This window comes from Plantibacter sp. 2H11-2 (genome assembly GCF_050031945.1).
In the GTDB taxonomy this organism is placed as follows: domain Bacteria; phylum Actinomycetota; class Actinomycetes; order Actinomycetales; family Microbacteriaceae; genus Plantibacter; species Plantibacter auratus.
In genome coordinates this window covers 124,329-143,569 of sequence record NZ_JBNBBL010000008.1, presented here as the reverse complement: position 1 = coordinate 143,569, position 19,241 = coordinate 124,329, and the positions used below count along the sequence as shown (strand labels likewise).

16 protein-coding genes are annotated in these 19,241 nt (G+C 67.0%); 6 read left to right on the top strand and 10 right to left on the bottom strand.

Features of this window, described 5'->3' with window-relative positions; genetic code table 11:
* The first annotated feature begins 1 nt into the window (after window position 1).
* Window positions 2-964 carry a glycosyltransferase family 2 protein gene (locus ACQG07_RS15655; protein WP_426738755.1) on the top strand — a complete coding sequence of 321 codons (963 nt, stop codon included), beginning with the start codon at window positions 2-4 and terminating at the stop codon, window positions 962-964.
* 6 nt (window positions 965-970) lie between these two features.
* On the opposite strand, the gene ACQG07_RS15650 is transcribed toward ACQG07_RS15655, so the two are convergent.
* From ACQG07_RS15650 to ACQG07_RS15615, 8 genes are all read right to left on the bottom strand, one after another.
* Window positions 971-2,503 (bottom strand): DUF2142 domain-containing protein, encoded by a 1,533-nt coding sequence (locus ACQG07_RS15650; RefSeq protein ID WP_426738754.1) that lies wholly within the window; start codon window positions 2,501-2,503, stop codon window positions 971-973.
* A 111-nt stretch (window positions 2,504-2,614) separates the two neighbouring features.
* A complete protein-coding gene (locus tag ACQG07_RS15645) occupies window positions 2,615-4,894 on the bottom strand; it encodes a hypothetical protein (RefSeq protein ID WP_426738753.1) in 2,280 nt (759 codons plus the stop codon).
* Window positions 4,894-5,352 carry a hypothetical protein gene (locus ACQG07_RS15640; protein ID WP_426738752.1) on the bottom strand — a complete coding sequence of 153 codons (459 nt, stop codon included), beginning with the start codon at window positions 5,350-5,352 and terminating at the stop codon, window positions 4,894-4,896. Before ACQG07_RS15640 ends, ACQG07_RS15645 begins: the two co-directional genes overlap by 1 nt.
* Before the next feature lie 121 nt (window positions 5,353-5,473).
* Window positions 5,474-6,403 carry an NAD-dependent epimerase/dehydratase family protein gene (locus ACQG07_RS15635; protein WP_426738751.1) on the bottom strand — a complete coding sequence of 310 codons (930 nt, stop codon included), beginning with the start codon at window positions 6,401-6,403 and terminating at the stop codon, window positions 5,474-5,476.
* Window positions 6,396-7,634 carry a glycosyltransferase gene (locus tag ACQG07_RS15630; protein WP_175117702.1) on the bottom strand — a complete coding sequence of 413 codons (1,239 nt, stop codon included), beginning with the start codon at window positions 7,632-7,634 and terminating at the stop codon, window positions 6,396-6,398. Before ACQG07_RS15630 ends, ACQG07_RS15635 begins: the two co-directional genes overlap by 8 nt.
* Window positions 7,635-7,651: 17 nt before the next feature.
* Window positions 7,652-9,091, bottom strand: a complete 1,440-nt coding sequence (locus ACQG07_RS15625; protein WP_426738750.1) for a glycosyltransferase family 2 protein — start codon at window positions 9,089-9,091, stop codon at window positions 7,652-7,654.
* 2 nt (window positions 9,092-9,093) lie between these two features.
* A complete protein-coding gene (locus tag ACQG07_RS15620; protein ID WP_175117700.1) occupies window positions 9,094-9,354 on the bottom strand; it encodes a hypothetical protein in 261 nt (86 codons plus the stop codon).
* An 80-nt stretch (window positions 9,355-9,434) separates the two neighbouring features.
* Entirely contained in the window at window positions 9,435-10,370 is a 936-nt protein-coding gene (locus ACQG07_RS15615) for a class I SAM-dependent methyltransferase (protein WP_426738749.1), read from the bottom strand.
* Between the two features lie 112 nt (window positions 10,371-10,482).
* Between ACQG07_RS15615 and ACQG07_RS15610 the strand changes: the two genes are divergently transcribed.
* From ACQG07_RS15610 to ACQG07_RS15595, 4 genes are all read left to right on the top strand, one after another.
* Window positions 10,483-11,319 (top strand): ABC transporter permease, encoded by an 837-nt coding sequence (locus ACQG07_RS15610; protein WP_426738748.1) that lies wholly within the window; start codon window positions 10,483-10,485, stop codon window positions 11,317-11,319.
* Window positions 11,316-12,056: an ABC transporter ATP-binding protein gene (locus ACQG07_RS15605; protein WP_175117697.1), complete on the top strand. Its 741-nt coding sequence runs from the start codon at window positions 11,316-11,318 to the stop codon at window positions 12,054-12,056. The genes ACQG07_RS15610 and ACQG07_RS15605 overlap by 4 nt, the downstream gene beginning before the upstream one ends.
* Window positions 12,057-12,119: 63 nt before the next feature.
* Entirely contained in the window at window positions 12,120-12,467 is a 348-nt protein-coding gene (locus ACQG07_RS15600; RefSeq protein ID WP_426738747.1) for a hypothetical protein, read from the top strand.
* Window positions 12,467-14,002, top strand: coding sequence for a glycosyltransferase family 2 protein (locus ACQG07_RS15595; protein ID WP_426738746.1), 1,536 nt, complete (start codon window positions 12,467-12,469; stop codon window positions 14,000-14,002). Before ACQG07_RS15600 ends, ACQG07_RS15595 begins: the two co-directional genes overlap by 1 nt.
* Here ACQG07_RS15595 and ACQG07_RS15590 read toward each other — a convergent pair.
* A complete protein-coding gene (locus ACQG07_RS15590; protein WP_426738745.1) occupies window positions 13,984-16,845 on the bottom strand; it encodes a hypothetical protein in 2,862 nt (953 codons plus the stop codon). The genes ACQG07_RS15595 and ACQG07_RS15590 overlap by 19 nt on opposite strands.
* Before the next feature lie 221 nt (window positions 16,846-17,066).
* Between ACQG07_RS15590 and ACQG07_RS15585 the strand changes: the two genes are divergently transcribed.
* Window positions 17,067-18,008 carry a glycosyltransferase family 2 protein gene (locus ACQG07_RS15585; protein ID WP_426738743.1) on the top strand — a complete coding sequence of 314 codons (942 nt, stop codon included), beginning with the start codon at window positions 17,067-17,069 and terminating at the stop codon, window positions 18,006-18,008.
* Between the two features lie 7 nt (window positions 18,009-18,015).
* Here the strand turns inward: ACQG07_RS15585 and ACQG07_RS15580 are convergent, their stop codons facing one another.
* Window positions 18,016-19,221, bottom strand: a complete 1,206-nt coding sequence (locus tag ACQG07_RS15580) for a glycosyltransferase (protein WP_426738742.1) — start codon at window positions 19,219-19,221, stop codon at window positions 18,016-18,018.
* Between the last annotated feature and the right edge of the window lie 20 nt (window positions 19,222-19,241).

Genomic DNA, 19,241 nt, shown 5'->3' with positions numbered 1-19,241 from the left:
CGTGTTCAACGGAGCAACCATCGCAGCCGTCGTCCCCGCCTACCGCGAGGAGAAGATGATCTCGACGGTCATCGACACGATGCCCGACTTCGTCGACCACATCGTCATCGTCGACGACTGCAGCCCGGACGACACGAGCGGCGTCGTCAGCCGCTCAGCCGATCCCCGCGTCGTCCTCATCCGCCACGAGGTCAACCAGGGTGTCGGTGGCGCCATCATCACCGGACACCGCCGCGCCATGGAACTCGGGTCGGACGTGAACGTGATCATGGCCGGCGACGCACAGATGGACCCCGAATACCTTCCCGAGCTCTTGACGAAGGTCACGACCGACGGCTACGGCTTCGCGAAGGCGAACCGGTTCTTCTCGCCCGAGTCCTTCCACGGCATGCCCGGCTACCGCGTGTTCGGGAACATCGTCCTCTCGTTCATGACCAAATTGGCCTCCGGGTACTGGCACCTCTTCGACCCGCAGAACGGCTACACCGCGGTGCGGACCTCCGAGCTGCGTCGGGTCCCCCTCGACCACGTCTCGCGCCGGTACAGCTTCGAGAACGACTTCCTGATCCACCTCAACATCCTGCAGGTACCCGCGGTCGACGTGCCCATCCCCGCTGTCTACGGTGAGGAGGTCTCGAGCATCAAGCTCAGTCGGGTCATCCCCGAGCTCCTCAGCCTGCTCACGCAGGGGTTCTGGCGCCGCATCTGGTACCGCTACGTCCTGTGGTCGTTCTCACCGATCGCCTTGCTCCTCAGCCTCGGGCTCGTGCTCTTCGTGTTCGGTCTCGCCGTCGCCATCTGGGTGTGCTTCCAGGTCGCCGCGTCCGTGGTCGCGACTGCGGCGACGGTGATGCTTGCCGCGCTGCCGCTCATGATAGGGACGCAGATGTTGATCAGCGCCCTGCAGCTCGACATCCAGGCAAGCCCACAGACACCGACGCACGCACCGTTCGGTGCGGCTTAGCGTCACTCAGGAGCGCGCCGGGACCCTCTCGGGCCCATCGACCTGAGCGCGAAGCCCGAGCAGCGGTGCGCAGAAGACGGCCGCTGCGCCGATCGTCGCCACCACGATCCATATCGCTGTTCCGACAGGCGGCATCCACTGCGGATGGACGATCGCATCGATCCAGTTCGCCTCTGCGCCGAGCATGTACCGCCGAGTGGCGACGAGCAGGGTGGTGGCATGACCGAAGACGAACAATGCGCCGACGATGATGAGCAGCCGGCGTTGCGGCGCAGCGGCCAATTGCACCGATCCCGGTGACGACGTGGCCAGAGCGGCGGCGGCGAAGAACACGAGGGCGACGAGCGCGACGAGCGTGTAGCGGCCCTGCCAGATGTAGCCGGAGTTCATCACCGAGGCGGCTTGGATGACCGGCGGGGCGAGGAGGAAGACCGCGATGAATCCGACGAGAGCGGTGAACTCCCGTCTCCGGACGACCACGGCCGCGGCGATCACCACCGCGAACCCGAGGAACGACCAGAGCGCGAAGGCATAGTTCGGCCCGGACGTGTCCAGCCAGCCGAAGATGCCGACCAGCCCGGGATCGAACGAGCGGTCGAAGAGCATGGTGATGAATCCGCGCAACGGAGTGACCGTTCCAGCCCCAGGGAACACCCCCATGTTCGAGAGCGTGTTCGTCCCGAGGATCCAGGCGCCGGCACCGGCCGTCGCGACTGCGACGGCGACGACATAGAGCCAGGTCGGCCAGCGCTTGAGGAGACCGAGGACGTGGCCCCGGGGTGCGGTGGCCAGGACGATCGCGATGAACAACGCCAGCCAGAGAGCGGCGATACTCCGCACGTTCACCATGATCGCCGCGGCCGACGCGGCCACCGCGAGTATCGCCCACAGGTTCCGCCCACTCGGCGGGCGTCGTGTGACGGAGAACAACGCAGCCACGCTCAGGGCACCGGCGCTCACTTCGATGGCGTTTGGGTTCACCGAGGCGTTCAAGAAGAAGACCATCGGCGTCAGCGCCGCCAATCCGGCCAGCGCCACGACCCTGGGGCGACCGAGCCGCGTCAGGATCACCATCGCGACCGCCAGGAAGGCACTCGTCAGGGCAGCGTTCACCAGCCGCATCACGTAGACGGCGGCCTCGGCGCTGATGGGCAGGAGCGTCGGCCAACCGACGATCGCATAGAAGACCGGGTTGTAGAGCGCGGCCGAGGTGACGGCGGGCTGCAACCCCTGACCATCGCCATAGGTCGGCGCGCACGCTGCGGAGACGTTCGGCTTGAACGCGAAGCAGTGCCAGTTCTGCGCCTCGGCGATCCCCGCCGGGACCTGGACTGTGCGCACTGACGGATCGTCCGTCGGTTCACCCGTCAGCTCCCCGCGCACGACGGCGGCGGCCTTGATAATGTGCGAGGCTTCGTCCGGGCTCGCGCTCAGCGGGGTCGCGAAGACCCAGGCGAGCGACAGCAGGAACAGACCGATCCACGCGGTGACTCCGACAGCCGCCGGCCTGCGGGTGAGCGAGCGCAGGAAACGGCGCATGGTACCTCTTCTTGAGAACAGTGGGACAAGCTACCCCCCGGCAGCCCCGATCCAGCCTACGTCACGATCACGCTCATCCCCGAACCCGGACCGCACGTCCGGATGATCGGTTCAGGCTGCTGGACCGTTGGCGTAGAGCGAGGCGAAACTGTTCGGGACGTTCAGGTAGTTTGTCGCCGTGCCGCCGAGCTGAGCGAAGCGATCGAGCGACGAGATGGCTCGCTTGGTACCGTTCTCCAGCAGGTAGATCGTGCCACCCGGCGAACGGATGAACTGTGCTGCATCCGGCCCCACCTTGAGTAGCGCGCAGGAGATCGGGGAGAGCGTGGTGAACGTGACCGGATAGAGCGCCTCCATCGCTGCCGGGAGCTTGTGGATGGCACCGTCTGCAGCGATGTACTTCTGCCCACCGCACACGATCCCATACCCCAGGTTGCCCGGAGCGACGGCATACGCGTCGAGCCACGCCTGCGGGACGAACGAGGTCCCGCCCGCTCCCAGCGCCGTGGTGTAGTCGAAGCTCGACACCGGGACCTTCCCACCGACACCGTCGATGTAGTACACGGTCGCGTTCTCCTGGGTACGCACCAGCGTTCCGGGAGTGATGATCGGTATGCCGGTCTGCAGCTGCACCATCACCGGGGGTGAGAGCACCGCTATCTTCGGCGTCCGCGTGTTCTGCATCGCCACCAGGGCGTCCCACGATGCGAACGGCCGTGCGACACCGCCGTTGTAGAGGTAGACGCCGGCGCTCAGCCCCTTGATGGTGCTCCCCTCCCCGAGAGCCCCGAGCGGCGCGTGCGCGTCCAGGAACGCCTGAGACGCCGGCACCGTCGCGAGTCGGGTCCCCCCGATCCAGTCGTACCGACCGTCCACGGTGACCACCTGCGGCGCACTGACCCCCGGGACGGAGACCGCGCCCGTGAAGGTCCCGCCGGCGGCGATCTTCGCCGTGTTCCGTGCCCAGAGCGAGCTCGCCGTCCGCTGGGGCGCCCCGAGGAGTGGAGCCGTTCCCGCATCGATCGAGTAGCGCTTCCCCGCGTTCACGTAGGAGTAGGTGCTCTCACCACGGTTCACCAGGTAGATCGAATCTCGGAGGACCGGTGCGCCGTCCGGGAGATGCTGGATACCCGTTTCGGTCAGCACGATGATCGGCGCCGGGATCCCAGCGAGGGACTGCGCCGTCGCATCGACGATCTCACGCTTGGTGCCACCAGTGATCCAATACCGCGCGCCGGCCGTGGTGGCGTACACCTGCGTCACCGCGGGCGCAGCCGTGACGAAGGCTCCGGCTTGAGCGTCCGTCAGCTGGGTGTACCCGGCCGTCGTACATGAGCCGCCATACGCGACGACCATGTCGCAGCTCGAGAACCCGACCTTGATCCCGGCGTCGATGAAGTAGATGGCACCGCCTGGAGAACGGATGATCCGGGACGCGTCGCCCACCGTGGGATAGCGGTCGAGATAGGCCTGGGAGACCACCGTGGTCGCTCCCAACGACGCGTAGGCGCTCAGCATGGTCGTGTCGCGGATGATGTACTTCGACGTGTCCGTCACGAGGTAGATCGTGCCGTTCGTCGCCGTCTTCATCAGACTGCTGCCACCCGTGGTCGAACCGAACCAGTCCGTGTACAGTCGCCAGAAGTTGCGGTTGCCATAGGCCCCACAGCCGTCACCCTGACCGTAGAGGTTCGCCAGTGCCGACGGGTTCGGCTGGTACGGGGTGTAGTTGTAGAGGCCGGCCGTCGCAGCGTTCTGGATGAAGACCTGACTCGAGCCGCAAGCCGCGTTCGGGTTGTACCGCACGGTGTTCACGCGCCCTGCGACGTGGTTCCACCGCGTCGGATTGGCCTGGTAGTTCTTGAACTGCAGCGCGGCCGCGTACACCTGGTTGAAGAACCCGTAATAGTTCGTATCGCAGTCAGCAGTGTCGGGACATCCGTAGCCCATGGCACTTCGATACTGCCGATCGGAGGGCCAGTCGTCCGTGACGAGGCTCTGCTCCTTCTCGAGCATGACGATGAGGACCTTCTGGCTGATGCCACAGGCCGCACCCACCTTGGCGATGATGGACGCGGCTGATTCTCGTGCGGCGCCGACGTAGGTCGAGCACCTCCCGGAGACCGCGGCCCTCGTCGGAGTCGCCTGGGCTGCGTCCTTCAAACAGATGTAGCCCGCCCGACAGGTCGGTCTGGCCGAATTGAGGAACGCCTGGACGTCGCCGGTGCTCATCGCACCGCCGTCGTAGAACAAGGAGTCGCTGATGATGTTGCCTGCTTGGAAATCGCGGGCATCTGCCGCTGAGGCAGCTGGGACGGCGATTGGCGCGATGGTGAACACCCCGGCGATGAGTGCGATGACGGCGAGCATACCTGGCAAACGGAACCGCATCACGGCACCTCCACGGTGAGAGCGGACGAAGTGAGCGTGCCGGCGGCGGCCGACGTGTAGCTGAGGGTGACCGTCCAGGTACCGGATGGAAGCTGTGCGATCGGCACCGAGACCGTGCCGCAACTCGTCGTGCTCGAGTCGGCGATCCCCTCTGAGGCGACCGAGACCGGATCACCGAGGCCGGTGAAGGTGAACGTGCAGGCCCCACCGTTCTCCAGGAGCCCCTGGACGTAGCCAGCGGCGGAAACCTGCGTCCCGTCGACGTCGACTCCCGCGTAGCTCATGACCGCGTCAGCCGGATCGGGCTTCGGCGTGGTCCCGCCCTTGTCCGTCGGCTCGACACCGGGTGCGACAGTGCTCGACGAACTCGTCGGATCGGGAGCGTCGTCACCGAACGTGCAGCCGGCGAGCCCCAGGGCGACGAGCACCACTGCGGCGGCGGCGGCTCCCCCTGACATCCGTGTCGGCATGGTCTTCCTCGTTCCTCGACAGCGACTACCCCCGTTCAGGGTAGCGGTACCGTCGACACCACCGCGACACATGACCGATCGCGGTGTGGCGGGAGCGCCTGGAACCGCGCTATTCGGCTAGCGACGCGAGCAGTTCCTCGTAGGTAGCACGGACGCCGTCGTCGAGGTCGACGATCGATGGTGTTCCGAACTCCTCGGTGTACCGGCTCACATCGAGCACGACCCGGTCGACGAAGGTCGGGGGCGCCGGTCGGTCCTCGATCGGGAAGTCGATGCCCGTGACCCGACGGAGCGAGTCGAAGACCTCGTTGATCGAGTAGCCCGCCCCGCTGCCGATGTTGTAGAGGTCGTGTCGGCGATCACGGCCGACGATTGCGGTGATCATGCGCACCGCGTCCTCGACGTAGATGTAGTCACGGACCATCGAGCCGTCGCCGAGCCGGACCGTCGTCTCCCCCATCGCGACCTGTCGCAACGCGATCGGGATGAGACCTTGTTTCTTGTGCGGGTGCTGCCTGGTGCCGTACGGGTTGGAGATCCGCAGGCTCGTGGAGTCGAGCCCGTGCATGGTCCGGAAGTAGTGCAGGTAGTGTTCGATCGTCAGCTTGCCGATGCCGTACGGCGAAACCGGGAGCGCACGGTCGGTCTCGCCGTAGCTCTCCTTGCCCTGCGGCCCGTAGATCGCTCCACCGGTCGAGGCGAAGTAGAAGTGCCCCACACCGGCTGCGGCCGACGATTCGAGCAGTTCCACCGTCTGCGCGACGTTCGTCCGGATGTCGAGCGTCGGATCCGCCTCGGCGGTCGCGGGATTCGTCGTCGACAGGAAGTGGAAGACGTGGTCTTTGCCGCGAACAGCGGAGTCGAGGTCGGTGCGACTCAGGAACTCCCCACGCATCAGCTCGACACCGGAAGAGCGGTAGCTCGGCTCCCCGCTGCTGAAGCGGTCGAACGCGGACACGTCGTGTCCGTCGGCGACCAGGGCGTCCACCAGGTGGGACCCGATGAAGCCGTTGGCGCCGATGACGAGTGCTTTAGCCACGCATTGCCCGTTCGAACGCCTCGACGAACTGGCGGCCGCTGTCCTGCCACGTCGTGTTCTCGAGCGATTCCGACATCGCGATGGATCGCGCGACCGCGTCGGGACGATCGACGACCTCCACGAGCCGCTTCGCGATCGCACCGGGAGCGGGCTGCACGTATTCGATGAAGGGGTTGTCCGAGACCAGACGGTTGTTCGGGGCGTCGTTGACCACCGGGGCCACGCCACTCGCCATCAGTTCCAGCGGGAGGAGCGACATGTTCGACAGCGAGAGGACCAGGCCAGCGGCGCACCGGTTGTAGATGGCGTTCAACTCGGAGATCTCGAGGCCGGAGAGGTTGTTGTACTCGAACGGGATGTCCCAGTCCGAGACGTCCCATCCGGCCATGTTGATGATGTACTCCGGCCGCTGCTTGGCGAACTCGGTCAGCGCGATGACGCCGAGCTCGAAGGCGCGGCGTGGCGTGACCGGGCGCGCGTAGAAGAAGATCTCCTTGCGCGGCTCGCGGTTCGTCACGGAGTAGTACTTCCGCTCGACGGAGAAGTCGAAGTGATCGGTCGGCATGCCGTACTCGTCATGCAGCTTCGTCGAGAGCCAGCCGCCAGCGGTGATGCCGTGGAAGCCGAACTTGTAGGTGTTCTCGGCCAGGATCGCCTCGGTCCCCGCAGCGTAGAACGAGGGTTCGAAGTCCTGGACGAAGTAGAACCGCCTCGCGTTCGAGGGATCGGTGTACGCGGGGTAGGCGGTCTCCCACCCGGTCGCGAACAGCGCGTCGTGCCCGGGGCCGACGCCGCGCTTCGGGTCGTAGTTGTGGAAACTCGCCTTGACGTCCGGGTAGGCGTGCGACTGCGTGAGCATGCGACGCATGTCGCGCACATCGACCACGACCCCGATGCTGTTGTAGAAGTGGATGCTGCACGTGTGACCCGCCTGCTCAGCGAAGTCGATGAACCGGAAGAGGTTCTGGTGACCGCCGCTGGTAGCGCTCGGGGGCGACATGATCCACGCGATGTGCGACTTCCGGTCGGTGACGACGACGGGATCCAGCAGCTGCGGGCCGGGCTCGGTCCAGTCGACGGCGATGGCGTCGTCGATGATGACCGGCAGGTAGATCGTCTTGCCCTTGACCCGGGCGCGCAGGTTCATCTGCACGCGGCGGACGAAATGCCGTGGGCCCTCGTGCCGGAGCACATGGAGGCTGACCTTGAGGTAACGCAGGAGGGATCTCATGATTCTTTCTCTGTCACCTAGACAGGGTACGGCCAGTAGCCGGGCTGGTGCATGCGGTGCTCCCAGCGACCCCACGCGGTCGCGACCTCGTAGTGTCGGACGCGGGCGTCGCGTGTCTTCGATTCGTAGTGGTAGAGCTCGGCGTGGGGCGTCCAGAGGATGTCGTATCCCTGCTGCAACACCTTGAGGCACAGGTCGACGTCGTTGAAGGCACCCGGGAGAAGCGTGGTCATACCCCCGACCTCGAGATACACGGAGCGCCGCATCATGGCGCACGCTGCGGTGATGCCCACCACCTCGCGCTCGACCCGATAGCCGTCGGTCGGCCCGGCGGTGCCCCGTGGAAGGTTCATTCCGACGTGGATGGTGTCGCCACGCCAGTAGTGGTGACCGGCGTGCTGGATGGTGTCGTCCTCGTAGTAGAGCATGCAGCCGGACATCCCGGCGTTCGGCAATTGGGCGAGCGCGAGCATGGCCTCGAGCCAGTCAGGCGTGAGCACGCGGACGTCGTCGTTCAGGATCAGGACGTACTCACCGACGGCGTTGAGGACGCCGAGGTTGATCTTGCCCGAGAAGTTGAAGGACTCGGTCCAGGTGACGAGGTGCAGTCGGTCGCCGGCGAGCTCCGCGACGCGGTCGATGACCCCGGCATCCGCCACGTCGTCGACGACGACGACGAACTCGTAGTTCCCGTAGGTGCTCCGCTCGACGATGCTCTCGATCGCGTCGACGAGGTAACTGCGCGTCGACCCGGGGAGGTACTGACCACGCGTCGGGATGACGATCGAGATGAGCGGTTCGCCCTGCACGGGGCGAACGGTGTCGTGCACCCCGTCGCGTCCGATGGAGCGGACGGTCCCGCCTCCGGTGGCGCTGAGGTGCTCCTCCAGAGCGCGGCGCGCCGGCTCCACGCTGGACTCGTCGAGGGCGCCGAGCTTGGCGTCCGCGTCGACGACGACTGCAGGGGTGGCCAGATGACGGATGGACAGCCCCGCACGAGTTGCTCGCAGCGCCAGGTCGTAGGCGGTCGCGTCGGCGAAGCCCTCGCGCGGACCTCCCAGCCGACGGAGGGACCCGGTCCGGAAGACGACGAGGTCGCCCCAGAAGTACTGGTTCCGGAGGCGTTCCGGTGCTGGGTCCGGCTTCAGGACGTCGGAACGACCGGCCTCGGTGACGAAGGCCTCGTCCGTGTACAGGACCTCGGTTTCGGGATGGGCGACGAAGGTCTTCGCGATGTCGGCGGCGGCACCGGGCGCGAACACGAGCGGCCGGGAGACGACGGCGACCAGCGGCGTCGACACGAGATCGATCGCGGCACCGACGACCGCGGCATCGTCCGATTCGAGGGCGACGATTTCACCGGCGTCGGCCGGGAACGAATCGCGGAGTCGGGCGAGAGCGCCGTCGGGCAACCCGGCGGCCAGGATGGTCAGGGTTTCGGGCGTGACAGCTGGCACCGTCAGCTCCGGCCTCGCGACACGATCCGGAGCGGAGCGAGTACGGCACGTCCGGCCTTCCAGGTGCGCGTCGTGTGGAGGGCCGCGACCTGCTGTCGAAGCCCCTCGTTCTCGCGCTCCAAGGCCTCGAACTGCTCGCGCGTCGGGTTGTTGTAGACGGAGACCCGGGCGAGTTCGGCTTCGAGACCGAGGATGCGGTCGACGAGTTCGAGCACGCGACGCTCCTCGACGATCCGTTCAGGTGTCGGACGGTCAGCTGACATGGTGATGGGCCTCGCTCTGCGTCTGCCGGATGAACTGGTCGAGTGTAACACCGGGGCTCCGAGGGGCCCTCTGGGCGCACTCAGGAACGCCTGAGGCCGTGCACCACTCGGCGGAGCGGGGCCGTCACCCGCCAGGAGGTGCTGTCGAGCACGGCCGCACGATCGCGCTCGGCCTGTGCGACGCGGTCTTCGGTGACCGCGAGTCGAGCTTCGGCCTCGGTGACCGCCTCGGCTGCCAGGTGAAGACGGTTGCGGTAGTCGAGGTCCTCCTCGTATCGGACCGCCACTGCACGGCCGAGGTGGTGGTAGTCGGCTCGGACGCGCTCGGCGTCCGTGCGTGCAGCACGGAAGAACGCGCTCACCGACTCCGGCAGCTCGTCACCGACGCCGATGACCCCAAGGCCGTGGCCGTGCTCGAACTGGAAGCTCGTGTCGGGGAACCGCTCGACGAGTTCCGCCCACAGTCGGTGGACCCCGAAGCCGTTCTCGAACTCGAAGGTGTCGTGGAACATGACGACGCCGCGATTGGACAGCTTCGGTGCGTACGTCTCCCAATCCTCCACCGCGTCCTCGTAACCGTGCCGACCGTCGATGTGCAGGAGGTCGACCGATCCGTCCGGGATATGGTCGGCGCTGTCGCTGAAGTAGCCACGGAGCAGAGTCGCCACCTCCGCGTACTCCTCGTCACGGATGGTCCGGACGGACTGGTACACGTCCTCGCCGTAGAAGCCCGCCTGATCGTCCCCCTCCCAACTGTCCAAGGCGGTGCAGGCGGTTCCGAGGCCGAGGCGCGTCACCGCGTCGCAGACGGTGAAGAAGGAGAAGCCGTTGTGCGTCCCGAGTTCGACATAGCTGGCGGGACGCAAGGCGTCCACGATCCAGAAGGCGAACGGCGCGTGCTCCAACCAGGCGGACTGGACGATGTGGTTCGGCATCCAGTAGGAGGCCGGGCTGATCCACGGGGACCCGATCACCGGGTCTCCGACGATGGGTCGGGTTTCGTCGGCATGGCTCATGAGGCTCCTTCTCGGGGTGGGTCGTGCCGTCGGCGCGATGTCCAGGAAAGCTAAGGTAGATTGACGTGGTTCACGTCGTCGAATCATCTCCCGAATGCACAATCGAGGCTCAATGCAGTATCTCAGGGATCTGGCTTCCGCCAGGGAACTCCTGGCGAATCTCACCCTCCGAGACATCCGCGGGCAGTACAAGCGGACCATCTTCGGACGACTGTGGTCACTCGCCAGCCCGCTCGCCTCGATGCTCGTGTACACCTTCGTGTTCGCCTTCATCTTCCGCGTCCAGCCGAGCCCCGGTGATCCCAGCGGGGTCAACGTCTTCGCCATCTGGCTCCTGTGCGGACTGCTGCCGTGGACCTTCTTCTCCACGGCACTGAGCACGAGCATGGGTTCGATCGTCGGTGGCGCAGGGCTCATCACGAAGGTCTACTTCCCGCGGATGGTGCTCCCGATCTCGTCGGTGCTGACAGTCGGTTACAACTGGCTGTTCGAGATGGCCGTCTTGACCATCGCGCTCCTCATCGTCGGATCGTTCGTCCTTCCCTGGCTTCCCCTCGTCGTCCTGATGATGGCGCTGCTCGCCGTGTTCGCCACCGGCGTGGGCCTCATCCTCGCCGTGGCGAACGTCTACTTCCGGGACACGCAATACCTGCTGGGCATCGTCCTCCAGATCTGGATGTACCTGACGCCGATCGTGTACCCATCCACCCTGGTCAGCGATGCGTCGAAGAACGTCGGCGGACTGTTCGGAACGCCGATCACCGTCTGGGACATCTACGAGCTGAACCCGATGCTGCACTTCGTCGACGTGTTCAGGAACCTCATGTACGACAACCGTTTCCCCGATCCAGCCGACGTCCTCGCATGCGTCGCCTGGGCCGTCGTCGCCCTCTCGGTCGGCATGTGGGTGTTCGCACGGAAAGAGAAGAGACTGGCGGAGATCCTATGACCGACATCGCAGTCCACGTCGACGACGTGAGCAAGAAGTTCCGCCTGTACCACGAACGGAACCAGAGCCTGAAGTCCGCGATCATGCGTCGCAAGATCTCCGTGCACGAGGACTTCTGGGCCCTCCGCGACATCAGCTTCGACGTCCCGACCGGCTCGACGTTCGGCCTGATCGGTAGCAACGGTTCGGGCAAGTCGACCCTGTTGAAGTGCCTGGCCAAGATCCTCTACCCGGAGACCGGCACCATCACCGCCAACGGCAAGGTCGCCGCGCTCCTCGAGGTGGGTTCCGGGTTCCACCCGGAACTCTCCGGACGCGAGAACGTCTTCCTGAACGGTTCCATCCTCGGCATGAGCCGCAAGGAGATCCAGGGCAAGTTCGACGAGATCGTCTCCTTCTCGGGTGTCGAGCAGTTCATCGACCAGCCCGTCAAGAACTACTCCTCGGGCATGTACGTGCGTCTGGGATTCGCAGTCGCGATCAACGTCGACCCGGACATCCTGGTGGTCGATGAGGTCCTGGCCGTCGGTGATGCGGAGTTCCAGCAGAAGTGCTTCCAGAAGTTCGAGGACTTCAAGGCGGCGGGCAAGACGGTCATCCTGGTGAGTCACTCCATGGGCTCCGTGAAGTCCATGTGCGACCATGCCGCATGGATCAACAAGGGGAACCTCGAACTCGTCGGCGAGGCGGATTCCGTGATCGCGGCGTACGAACAGTCCTACCCCCACCAGCCGTAGGCGGCCAGGCAGTACAGATGCCCCTCGGGTACGCTACGGGCGTCCCCCGAAGAAAGGACCCCGATGTCGACGGCAACCGACCATCGCCCGTCCGGAGCTGACTCCGACACTCTCGCCCACGTGATCCTCCAGCTCAGAGACGAGCTGATCGCCCAGGCCGGCCATGCGACCGCGCTACAAGCCGCTCTGGATCGCGAGCACGAGACCCGGATCGCGGGTGAGGCGAGCGCCGCGCTGGAACTCGAGCAACTCCGCCGCCGTCATGCGGAGGATCTCGCGGCCGTCGAGGCAGCCCGTGTCCAGGCGTTGTCCGATCTCAGCCATCAGTTCACCGGATCCGCCACCTGGGGTGTGGGTAAAGCGCTGCTGGCGCCGGCCCGGCTCGTCAAGCGACTGGGCAATCGCACCTGATGACCGAGGCTCACGCAGACGTCCGTCCGTTGATCTCCTTCATCGTCGTCGAGGGCGTCGCCGACCCCGACGCGCTCGACGCGACGCTCGGATCCCTCGCCGCGCAGCTCTCGAGCGATTGGGAGGTACTCGTCGTCGGCGCCACAGAGCACCGCTCGTCGGACGACCCCCGCGTGCGCTCACTGCGGACCGAGCCGGGCGCCTCCGCGATCGCATCGATGAACCGCGCTCTGCGGTCCGCGACCGGGTCGTTCGTGACGCTCGTCCGACCGGGCGACTCACTCCGTGACGACGCCGTCGTGCGGATCGCCGCGGCCCTCGCGTCCTGCCCGGACGCCGACTTCCTGTATTCCGACGAATACGTCCGGGTCGGCGACGACACGACCACCACCGAGTTCACGAAGCCGGAGTGGTCTCCGGAGCGTCTGCTCGGTCAGCCTTACGCCCTCCGTCTCGCGGTCGTCTCCCGCTCCCTCGCCGACCGCATCGGCGACTTCGAGGAGCGCTTCGAACAAGCGGCGCCTCAGGACTTCGTGCTCCGCGCGACCGAGCAGGCCGAGCGGATCGTCCACGTTCCACACGCCCTGTACCGCGTGGCCGGTGGTGGACGCGCCCTCTCCGACACCACCGATCCGGTCGGCTGGGAGTTCGGTCGACAGGCCGTGCAGGCGGCACTGGATCGCCGCGGTATCGCGGCCTCCGCCGTGCTCGGTCCCCTACCGGGCACGTTCGGGGTGCATCGACACCCGGGCGACCCCCGCCACGTCAGCATCGTGATCCCGACCCGGGGCACGTCTGGCACGGTCTTCGGATCGGAACGCGTGTTCGTGCTGGAAGCCGTGCGGTCGGTGCTGGCGGCGCCGACGATCCACCACCTCGAAGTCGTCATCGTGCACGACCTCGACACGCCGGCGCCGGTGCTCGACGCACTCGTCGGTCTCTCGCCTGATGCCGTCCGGCTCGTGCCCTTCGACGGACCGTTCAACTTCAGCCGGAAGTGCAACGTCGGTTTCCTGGCGGCGCACGGCGAGATCGTCGTCTTCCTCAACGACGACACCGAGCTCATCACCCCGGACGCGATCAACCGCCTGGTCGCACCGCTGCGCGAACCCGACGTCGGCATGACGGGCGCGAAACTCCGATACGAGGACGACTCACTGCAGCATGCAGGGCACCGGTACAACGACAACGAGTTCACCCACGCCTTCCTCGGCGCGACCGACGATGATCGTGGGTTCGGGGCCCTCCAGGTGAACCGTGAGGTCTCCGGTCTCACAGCCGCCTGCGTCGCCCTCCGGAGTGAGGTCTTCGAGGAGGTGGGCGGATTCTTCGAGGGTCTGCCGATCAACTTCAACGACGTCGACCTGTCGCTCAAGCTCCGTTCCGTGGGCTACCGTCTGCTCTGGCTTGCAGGCGTCGAGTTCTCGCACTTCGAGTCGAAGTCCCGGGCACCCGAGTTCTCCCGGAACGAGGTCGAGATCCTGCTGGCGCGCTGGGTGGCGTTCGGTCGCGACCCCTACACGCCGGTCGTCTGACCGCCCTCTTTCGGCTCTGCGTCGTTCTCGACCCCGACGTCCCCCGGCCGACGGGCTCGACGGACGACGCGTATGCCGATCCACCAGAGCAGCAGCAGGCCGATCGTCGCGAGAGAGATTGCCGCGCCTGCGGCGAGCCCTGGTGCACGGTAGACCAGTTCGACGGTGTGGTCACCCAGCGGGACGGCGATCGCAGCACCCGCGTGTTCGGCGTCGAGCAAGGGAACGGACGTCCCGTCGATCGTCGCGGTCCATCCTGGACGACGGAGCGAGTCGTCGAAGACGACCCACCCGGCCTCGGTCCCGGACGTCTCGACCCGGATATCCCCCGTGACCCCGGTGTCTTCGACCCGCGTGATGGCCGATTCTGCGGGGACGGCGTCATCGTCCGTAGCAGGCTCCGCAGTCCCTGGCGGGAGATCGGACGGGTGTTCGAGCACCACGGTCGAACCGGGGAGGTCCGGGTCCGCGAGCATCGACACACGCCGCTCCGGGTCCGTCTCGACGACCGCGTCCGACGCCCATCGGACACGCTGCAGCGCACCGGCTCGCTCCAGGATGGTCGCATCGCCCGTGTGCACGACGTTCAGGTCGTCGTCGGCCGGAGCGGTCGTCGACATCGCCGGGACCGTCGGGTCGCCACCGGCCGCGAGGAGCGAGGACCGGCCGCGATCGGTGGAGAAGACCGCGTACCACGCCCTGCCCGCGGCGATCTCGTCACCGTCGACGGCGATGTTCTGAGAGCCACTCAGCATCGGCTGCCAGGTCGAGGTCGTCGTGATCGACTCACCCGAGGTTGCATCGACGATATCGGTCGTGAGCTCGACGTCGTCGACCGGCGCGACCGAGCCGTCGAACTGGACCGTCACGGCACGCACGGGGCCCGTCCTGACTCCGGAACGGATGGGCGCCGATCCATCGAACTCGAGGCTTCCGCCGCCGGCGAGTTCCTCGGTGACGACGCCGGGAACGGCGACTCCTGGCCCGAGGAGGGCGAACCGGACCCCGAGCCGGTCGAGGACCGACGAACGCAGTGAGGAGCCCAGCTGCGCCGACGGCAGGGTCGAGTAGGTGGGCGTGAGCAGCATGTCGGGGTCGATCTCGGTGAGGAGGTCCTTCCACTGGGAGGTCTGGTAAGCGTGACCGTCCACCGAGCGGAGCCCGTACATCGCGTTCGTGCCCGGGAAGCCCGCCTGATCGACGCTGACGTAGCGTTCATCGCCGAGGTGGTCCGCCAGGTAGTCGAGCGCCGGGGTCGCCGGGTACACGGTCGTCGTCGGCGAAACCGGCCACCAGGTGTCGGTGAGCGTGAGCGCCGGCGCAGCGACGAGCACCGGGACGACGACGAGTGCCGACAGCCGCAGTGGCCTCAGGCGGCCGAAGCTGGCGACGAGTACGGCGATGGTCGCTACTGAGCCAATCCACGCGGCGGTGACGGAGGCGTCTCGGATATAGCTGCGGTACTCGCTCGGCACGAGCGCCATCGCGTCGCGGAGGACGAAGACGCCGCCCACGATGATCGCGAGGACCACCACAGTGGCCGACGTCCGACGGGCCCACCTGGTGCGCCGGGACTCGACCGGAGTCGTCGGGTCGACGCGCGAGGTCGATGCGGTCGACGCCCCGTCGAGCAACCGCCCGCCGACGGCGGCGAACCCGAGTGCCGCCGCCACGGCCGCGAAGAACCCGAACATTACGCGCAGGCGCCCGATCGGGTTGTTCGAGAAGATCGGCAGGTGTTGGGCGGCAGCGAGGACGGGGCCGCCGATGTAGATCAGGACACCGCACAGTGCGAGGCCGCCAACGAAGTACCACAGGACGGGGCGCCGCCCGCCGCGCGCTGGAACCAGGATGATCGCAGCGAGGACGAGCAGGACCGCCACGACGCCGACATACGAGAGGCGTTCGATGGGCGATCCGTCACCCCAGGTCGCCCCGCTCGCTTCGAACCCGACGAACTGCGCCACGACGGTGGTGGCCAGATCCGTGAGCGGCAGATGGCTGTCCGCCGTCTGCTCCCGGACCGAGAAGTCGAGGACGCTCGTCGCGTTGATCGCGAAGGGGACGAGGGCGACGGCGGCGAGCAGACCGCCGAGGACGACCCCCGTCGCGCTCACGAGCGCCGCGCGGAGCAGTCCCCGCAGTGCGCGGTCGGCTGCCAGCGAGCGCAGGACGACGTACGCGCCGCCAGCGTAAAGCGCGTAGCCGACCACGGCCGGGAACCCTCCGAGGAACATCGCCGCAAGCGTCGCACCGACCGGCACCGCGTCTCGGAGCCGCCTGGCCACTGCGGCGCGGTCCAGTGCCCAGAAGAGGAGCGGGATGAACGCCGCCACCCGCGTCTGCGACCAGTTCGTCCAGGCGATCATGAAACCCGAACTCACGAAGACGAGGCTGCCGATCGCCCAAGCGGCGTTCGGAGCACCGAGACGGCGGAGCAGCAGCGACATGCCGAGCGTCGAGACGGCGATCTCGATCAGCTTCGTCACGCCCGGTGCGTATTCCAACGGCACCACCCACCAGGCGATCGAGATCGGCGAGTAGACACCGGAGTTGGGCAGCGCGCCGAGCTCCGTCCCACCGCCGACCCACGGGTTCCAGGCCGCGAACACCCCGTGCCTGGCAGCCTCGACGATCGACCAGGCCTGCGGAGTCACGGTGTCGACCGTGTCACCGATCATGCCGTTGGTAATGGGGAGGGAGTTGCCGAACGCAGAGGTCCAGGGCGCGACGATGCCGAGCGCATCGGTCCCGAGGAACGTGCCACTCCCGATCAACGGACCACCGATGGACAGGACGGTGAAGGCGACGAGCGCGCCCCAGGAGACGACGGACACGGTCATTCGAAGCGACCGGATCACCAGACTCCCGCGAGCGTCACGGTCGTCGTCTCGGTCCACGGCGGGAGCCGTACTCACATCGATCGTCCTGCTCCTTCACACCGGGTCGGCTCGGGTAGCCCCGTCAAGTATGCCAGCCAGGCACGGTGCCGCTCGGTGGGCCGGGTTCCGCCGACCTCGGGGATAATGGGAGGGTTGTGTCCGGAGCCACCCGAGAAGGTCGTATGAAACTCATTGTTCAGATCCCCTGCCTGAACGAAGAGGAGACCCTTCCGTTGGTGTTGAGTTCCATCCCCACCGTCATCCCGGGAATCGACGAGATCGAGATCCTCGTCATCGACGACGGGTCGACCGATCGCACGGTCGAGATCGCTCGGGCGCACGGGGTGCACCACATCGTCCAACACACCCGGAACATGGGTCTCGCGCGGTCCTTCCGCGACGGCGTCGACTACGCGCTGCTGCACGGCGCCGACATCGTCGTGAACACCGACGGCGACAACCAGTACCCCCAGGACCGCATCGGAGATCTCGTCCAGCCCATCCTCCGCGGTGACGCCGACATCGTCGTCGCCGACCGCCAGACCGCGCTGATCGAGCACTTCTCGCCGTTCAAGAAGTCCATGCAACGCTTCGGCAGCTTCGTCGTGAACAAGGCGGCGGGCACCGACCTCCCCGATGCGGCGAGCGGCTTCCGGGCGTACTCGAAGTACTCGTTGATCCGACTGAACGTCGTCACCCGGTTCAGCTACTGCATGGAGACGATCATCCAGGCCGGCTACAAGCGTCTCGCGATCACCAGCATCCCGGTCACGACCAACGCGAAGACCCGCGAGTCCAGGCTCTTCCGGAACATCGGCGAGCACATGTACCAGTCCGGCGTCGCGATCACCCGTGCCTACCTCATGTACCGGCCATACGTCGTGTTCGCCGGTCTCGGAGCCCTGCTCGCGGTCGCCGGACTGATCCCGTTCCTGCGGTACGCCGTCCTCATGTGGATCGACGACGGCGGGAACCACCTGCAGTCGCTGCTCGTCGGTGCCACGCTGCTGATGGGATCGCTCCTGTCCTTCGCGATCGGGGTCGTGGCGGACCTCACCCGGATCAACCGGACCCTCAGCGAGGAGACACTGGACTACCTCAAGCTGCAACGCTACGGCGACTGAGGGCGGTTCACCGAGCGCGCTCGGCGAGCACCTCGTGCAGCACGGCCGAGTATCGAGCGCCCGCCGTCTCCAGGGAGTACTCGGTCGCCCGTTCCCGGGCACCCCGCCGGAGGTGCGCTCGGAGTGGAGCATCGGCGAGCAGCCGACCGAGCACCTCGGTCAGACGGTCTGCGTCGTCCGGCGGCACGATCAAGCCGCTCACCCCGTCGACGACGGCCTCGTTCAGCCCGGGGAGGTCGGAGACGACGATGCAGGCTCCGGCGGCGAACGCGTCCAGGATGACCACCGGCAGGCCGTCCTGATCCCCTGAGGCGGAGAGCACCGAGGGGAACACCACCACATCGGCCCTCGCGAAGGCGGCATCGAGCGCGTCCCGATCCAACTGGCCGTGGAACGTGACCGGAAGGCCCTCGGCCTGCGCCTCGGACGCTCCGCGGAGTGGACCGTCCCCGCCGACCTCGAGGGTCCACGCGGGACTGGCCGGGAGCCCACGCAGTGCGCGCAGGAGCACGTGCAGCCCCTTCTTCTCCACGAGCCGCCCGACGAAGAGGATGCGCAGGGGGCGGTCGTCCTCCGGAAGCGGCACGATGTCGAGTCGCGAGTCGGCTCGGGCGTCGACCGCAGGCAGCCGGGTGCCCATCGGGAGCACCCTGGCGTGCTCGGCGGGGACCCCGAGCTCCACGGCTCGCGCCAACATGTCCCGGTTCATGACCGTCACCCGGTCCGCGTTCCCGAGGACCCAGCGCTTCACCCGGCGCATCGGCGCCGAATCGAGCGCGTAGATGTCGCCGCCAGGCGAGGTGAGGAGCTTCGGCACCCGAGCGGCGGCGACACGCGCGATGATCCCCTGCGGCACGATCCAGTGCACGTGGAGCACATCGGGCTTGAATCGCCGCACCGCCCGGCGGGTCGCGACGAGCTGACCGAGCAGGAAGAACGGCAGTTGCAGCCACCGCGTCCGGCGGGCGCGAAGGTTCTCGAGGATGGCGCCGTCCGCCAGATCCTCCCATCTCGTCGGGAAGAAGCGGTAGCGCCGGACGAGGATCGGTCCGTCCTGCTCCTCGGCCACGGAACCGGGCACCCTCGGCACGAGGGCGAGCACCTCGAACTGCTCCGCCTCCTCGATCGCGAGGTCGCGGACGAACGACGGCGTCCCGTCCTCGGGGACCGCCGGCCAGGTGGACGCCAGCACGAGGAGTCTGGGCTTCGGCATCGGGTGACTCCTTCACGGGT

What these genes read in the sequence shown, in the direction of transcription:
- ACQG07_RS15630 (WP_175117702.1), bottom strand. Translation starts at nt 7,634, where the DNA reads ATGAGATCCCTCCTGCGTTACCTCAAGGTCAGCCTCCATGTGCTCCGG.
- ACQG07_RS15580 (WP_426738742.1), bottom strand. Translation starts at nt 19,221, where the DNA reads ATGCCGAAGCCCAGACTCCTCGTGCTGGCGTCCACCTGGCCGGCGGTC.
- ACQG07_RS15620 (WP_175117700.1), bottom strand. Translation starts at nt 9,354, where the DNA reads ATGTCAGCTGACCGTCCGACACCTGAACGGATCGTCGAGGAGCGTCGC.
- ACQG07_RS15595 (WP_426738746.1), top strand. Translation starts at nt 12,467, where the DNA reads ATGACCGAGGCTCACGCAGACGTCCGTCCGTTGATCTCCTTCATCGTC.
- ACQG07_RS15645 (WP_426738753.1), bottom strand. Translation starts at nt 4,894, where the DNA reads ATGCGGTTCCGTTTGCCAGGTATGCTCGCCGTCATCGCACTCATCGCC.
- ACQG07_RS15590 (WP_426738745.1), bottom strand. Translation starts at nt 16,845, where the DNA reads ATGACCGTGTCCGTCGTCTCCTGGGGCGCGCTCGTCGCCTTCACCGTC.
- ACQG07_RS15640 (WP_426738752.1), bottom strand. Translation starts at nt 5,352, where the DNA reads ATGTCAGGGGGAGCCGCCGCCGCCGCAGTGGTGCTCGTCGCCCTGGGG.
- ACQG07_RS15650 (WP_426738754.1), bottom strand. Translation starts at nt 2,503, where the DNA reads ATGCGCCGTTTCCTGCGCTCGCTCACCCGCAGGCCGGCGGCTGTCGGA.
- ACQG07_RS15585 (WP_426738743.1), top strand. Translation starts at nt 17,067, where the DNA reads ATGAAACTCATTGTTCAGATCCCCTGCCTGAACGAAGAGGAGACCCTT.
- ACQG07_RS15600 (WP_426738747.1), top strand. Translation starts at nt 12,120, where the DNA reads ATGTCGACGGCAACCGACCATCGCCCGTCCGGAGCTGACTCCGACACT.
- ACQG07_RS15605 (WP_175117697.1), top strand. Translation starts at nt 11,316, where the DNA reads ATGACCGACATCGCAGTCCACGTCGACGACGTGAGCAAGAAGTTCCGC.
- ACQG07_RS15615 (WP_426738749.1), bottom strand. Translation starts at nt 10,370, where the DNA reads ATGAGCCATGCCGACGAAACCCGACCCATCGTCGGAGACCCGGTGATC.
- ACQG07_RS15610 (WP_426738748.1), top strand. Translation starts at nt 10,483, where the DNA reads ATGCAGTATCTCAGGGATCTGGCTTCCGCCAGGGAACTCCTGGCGAAT.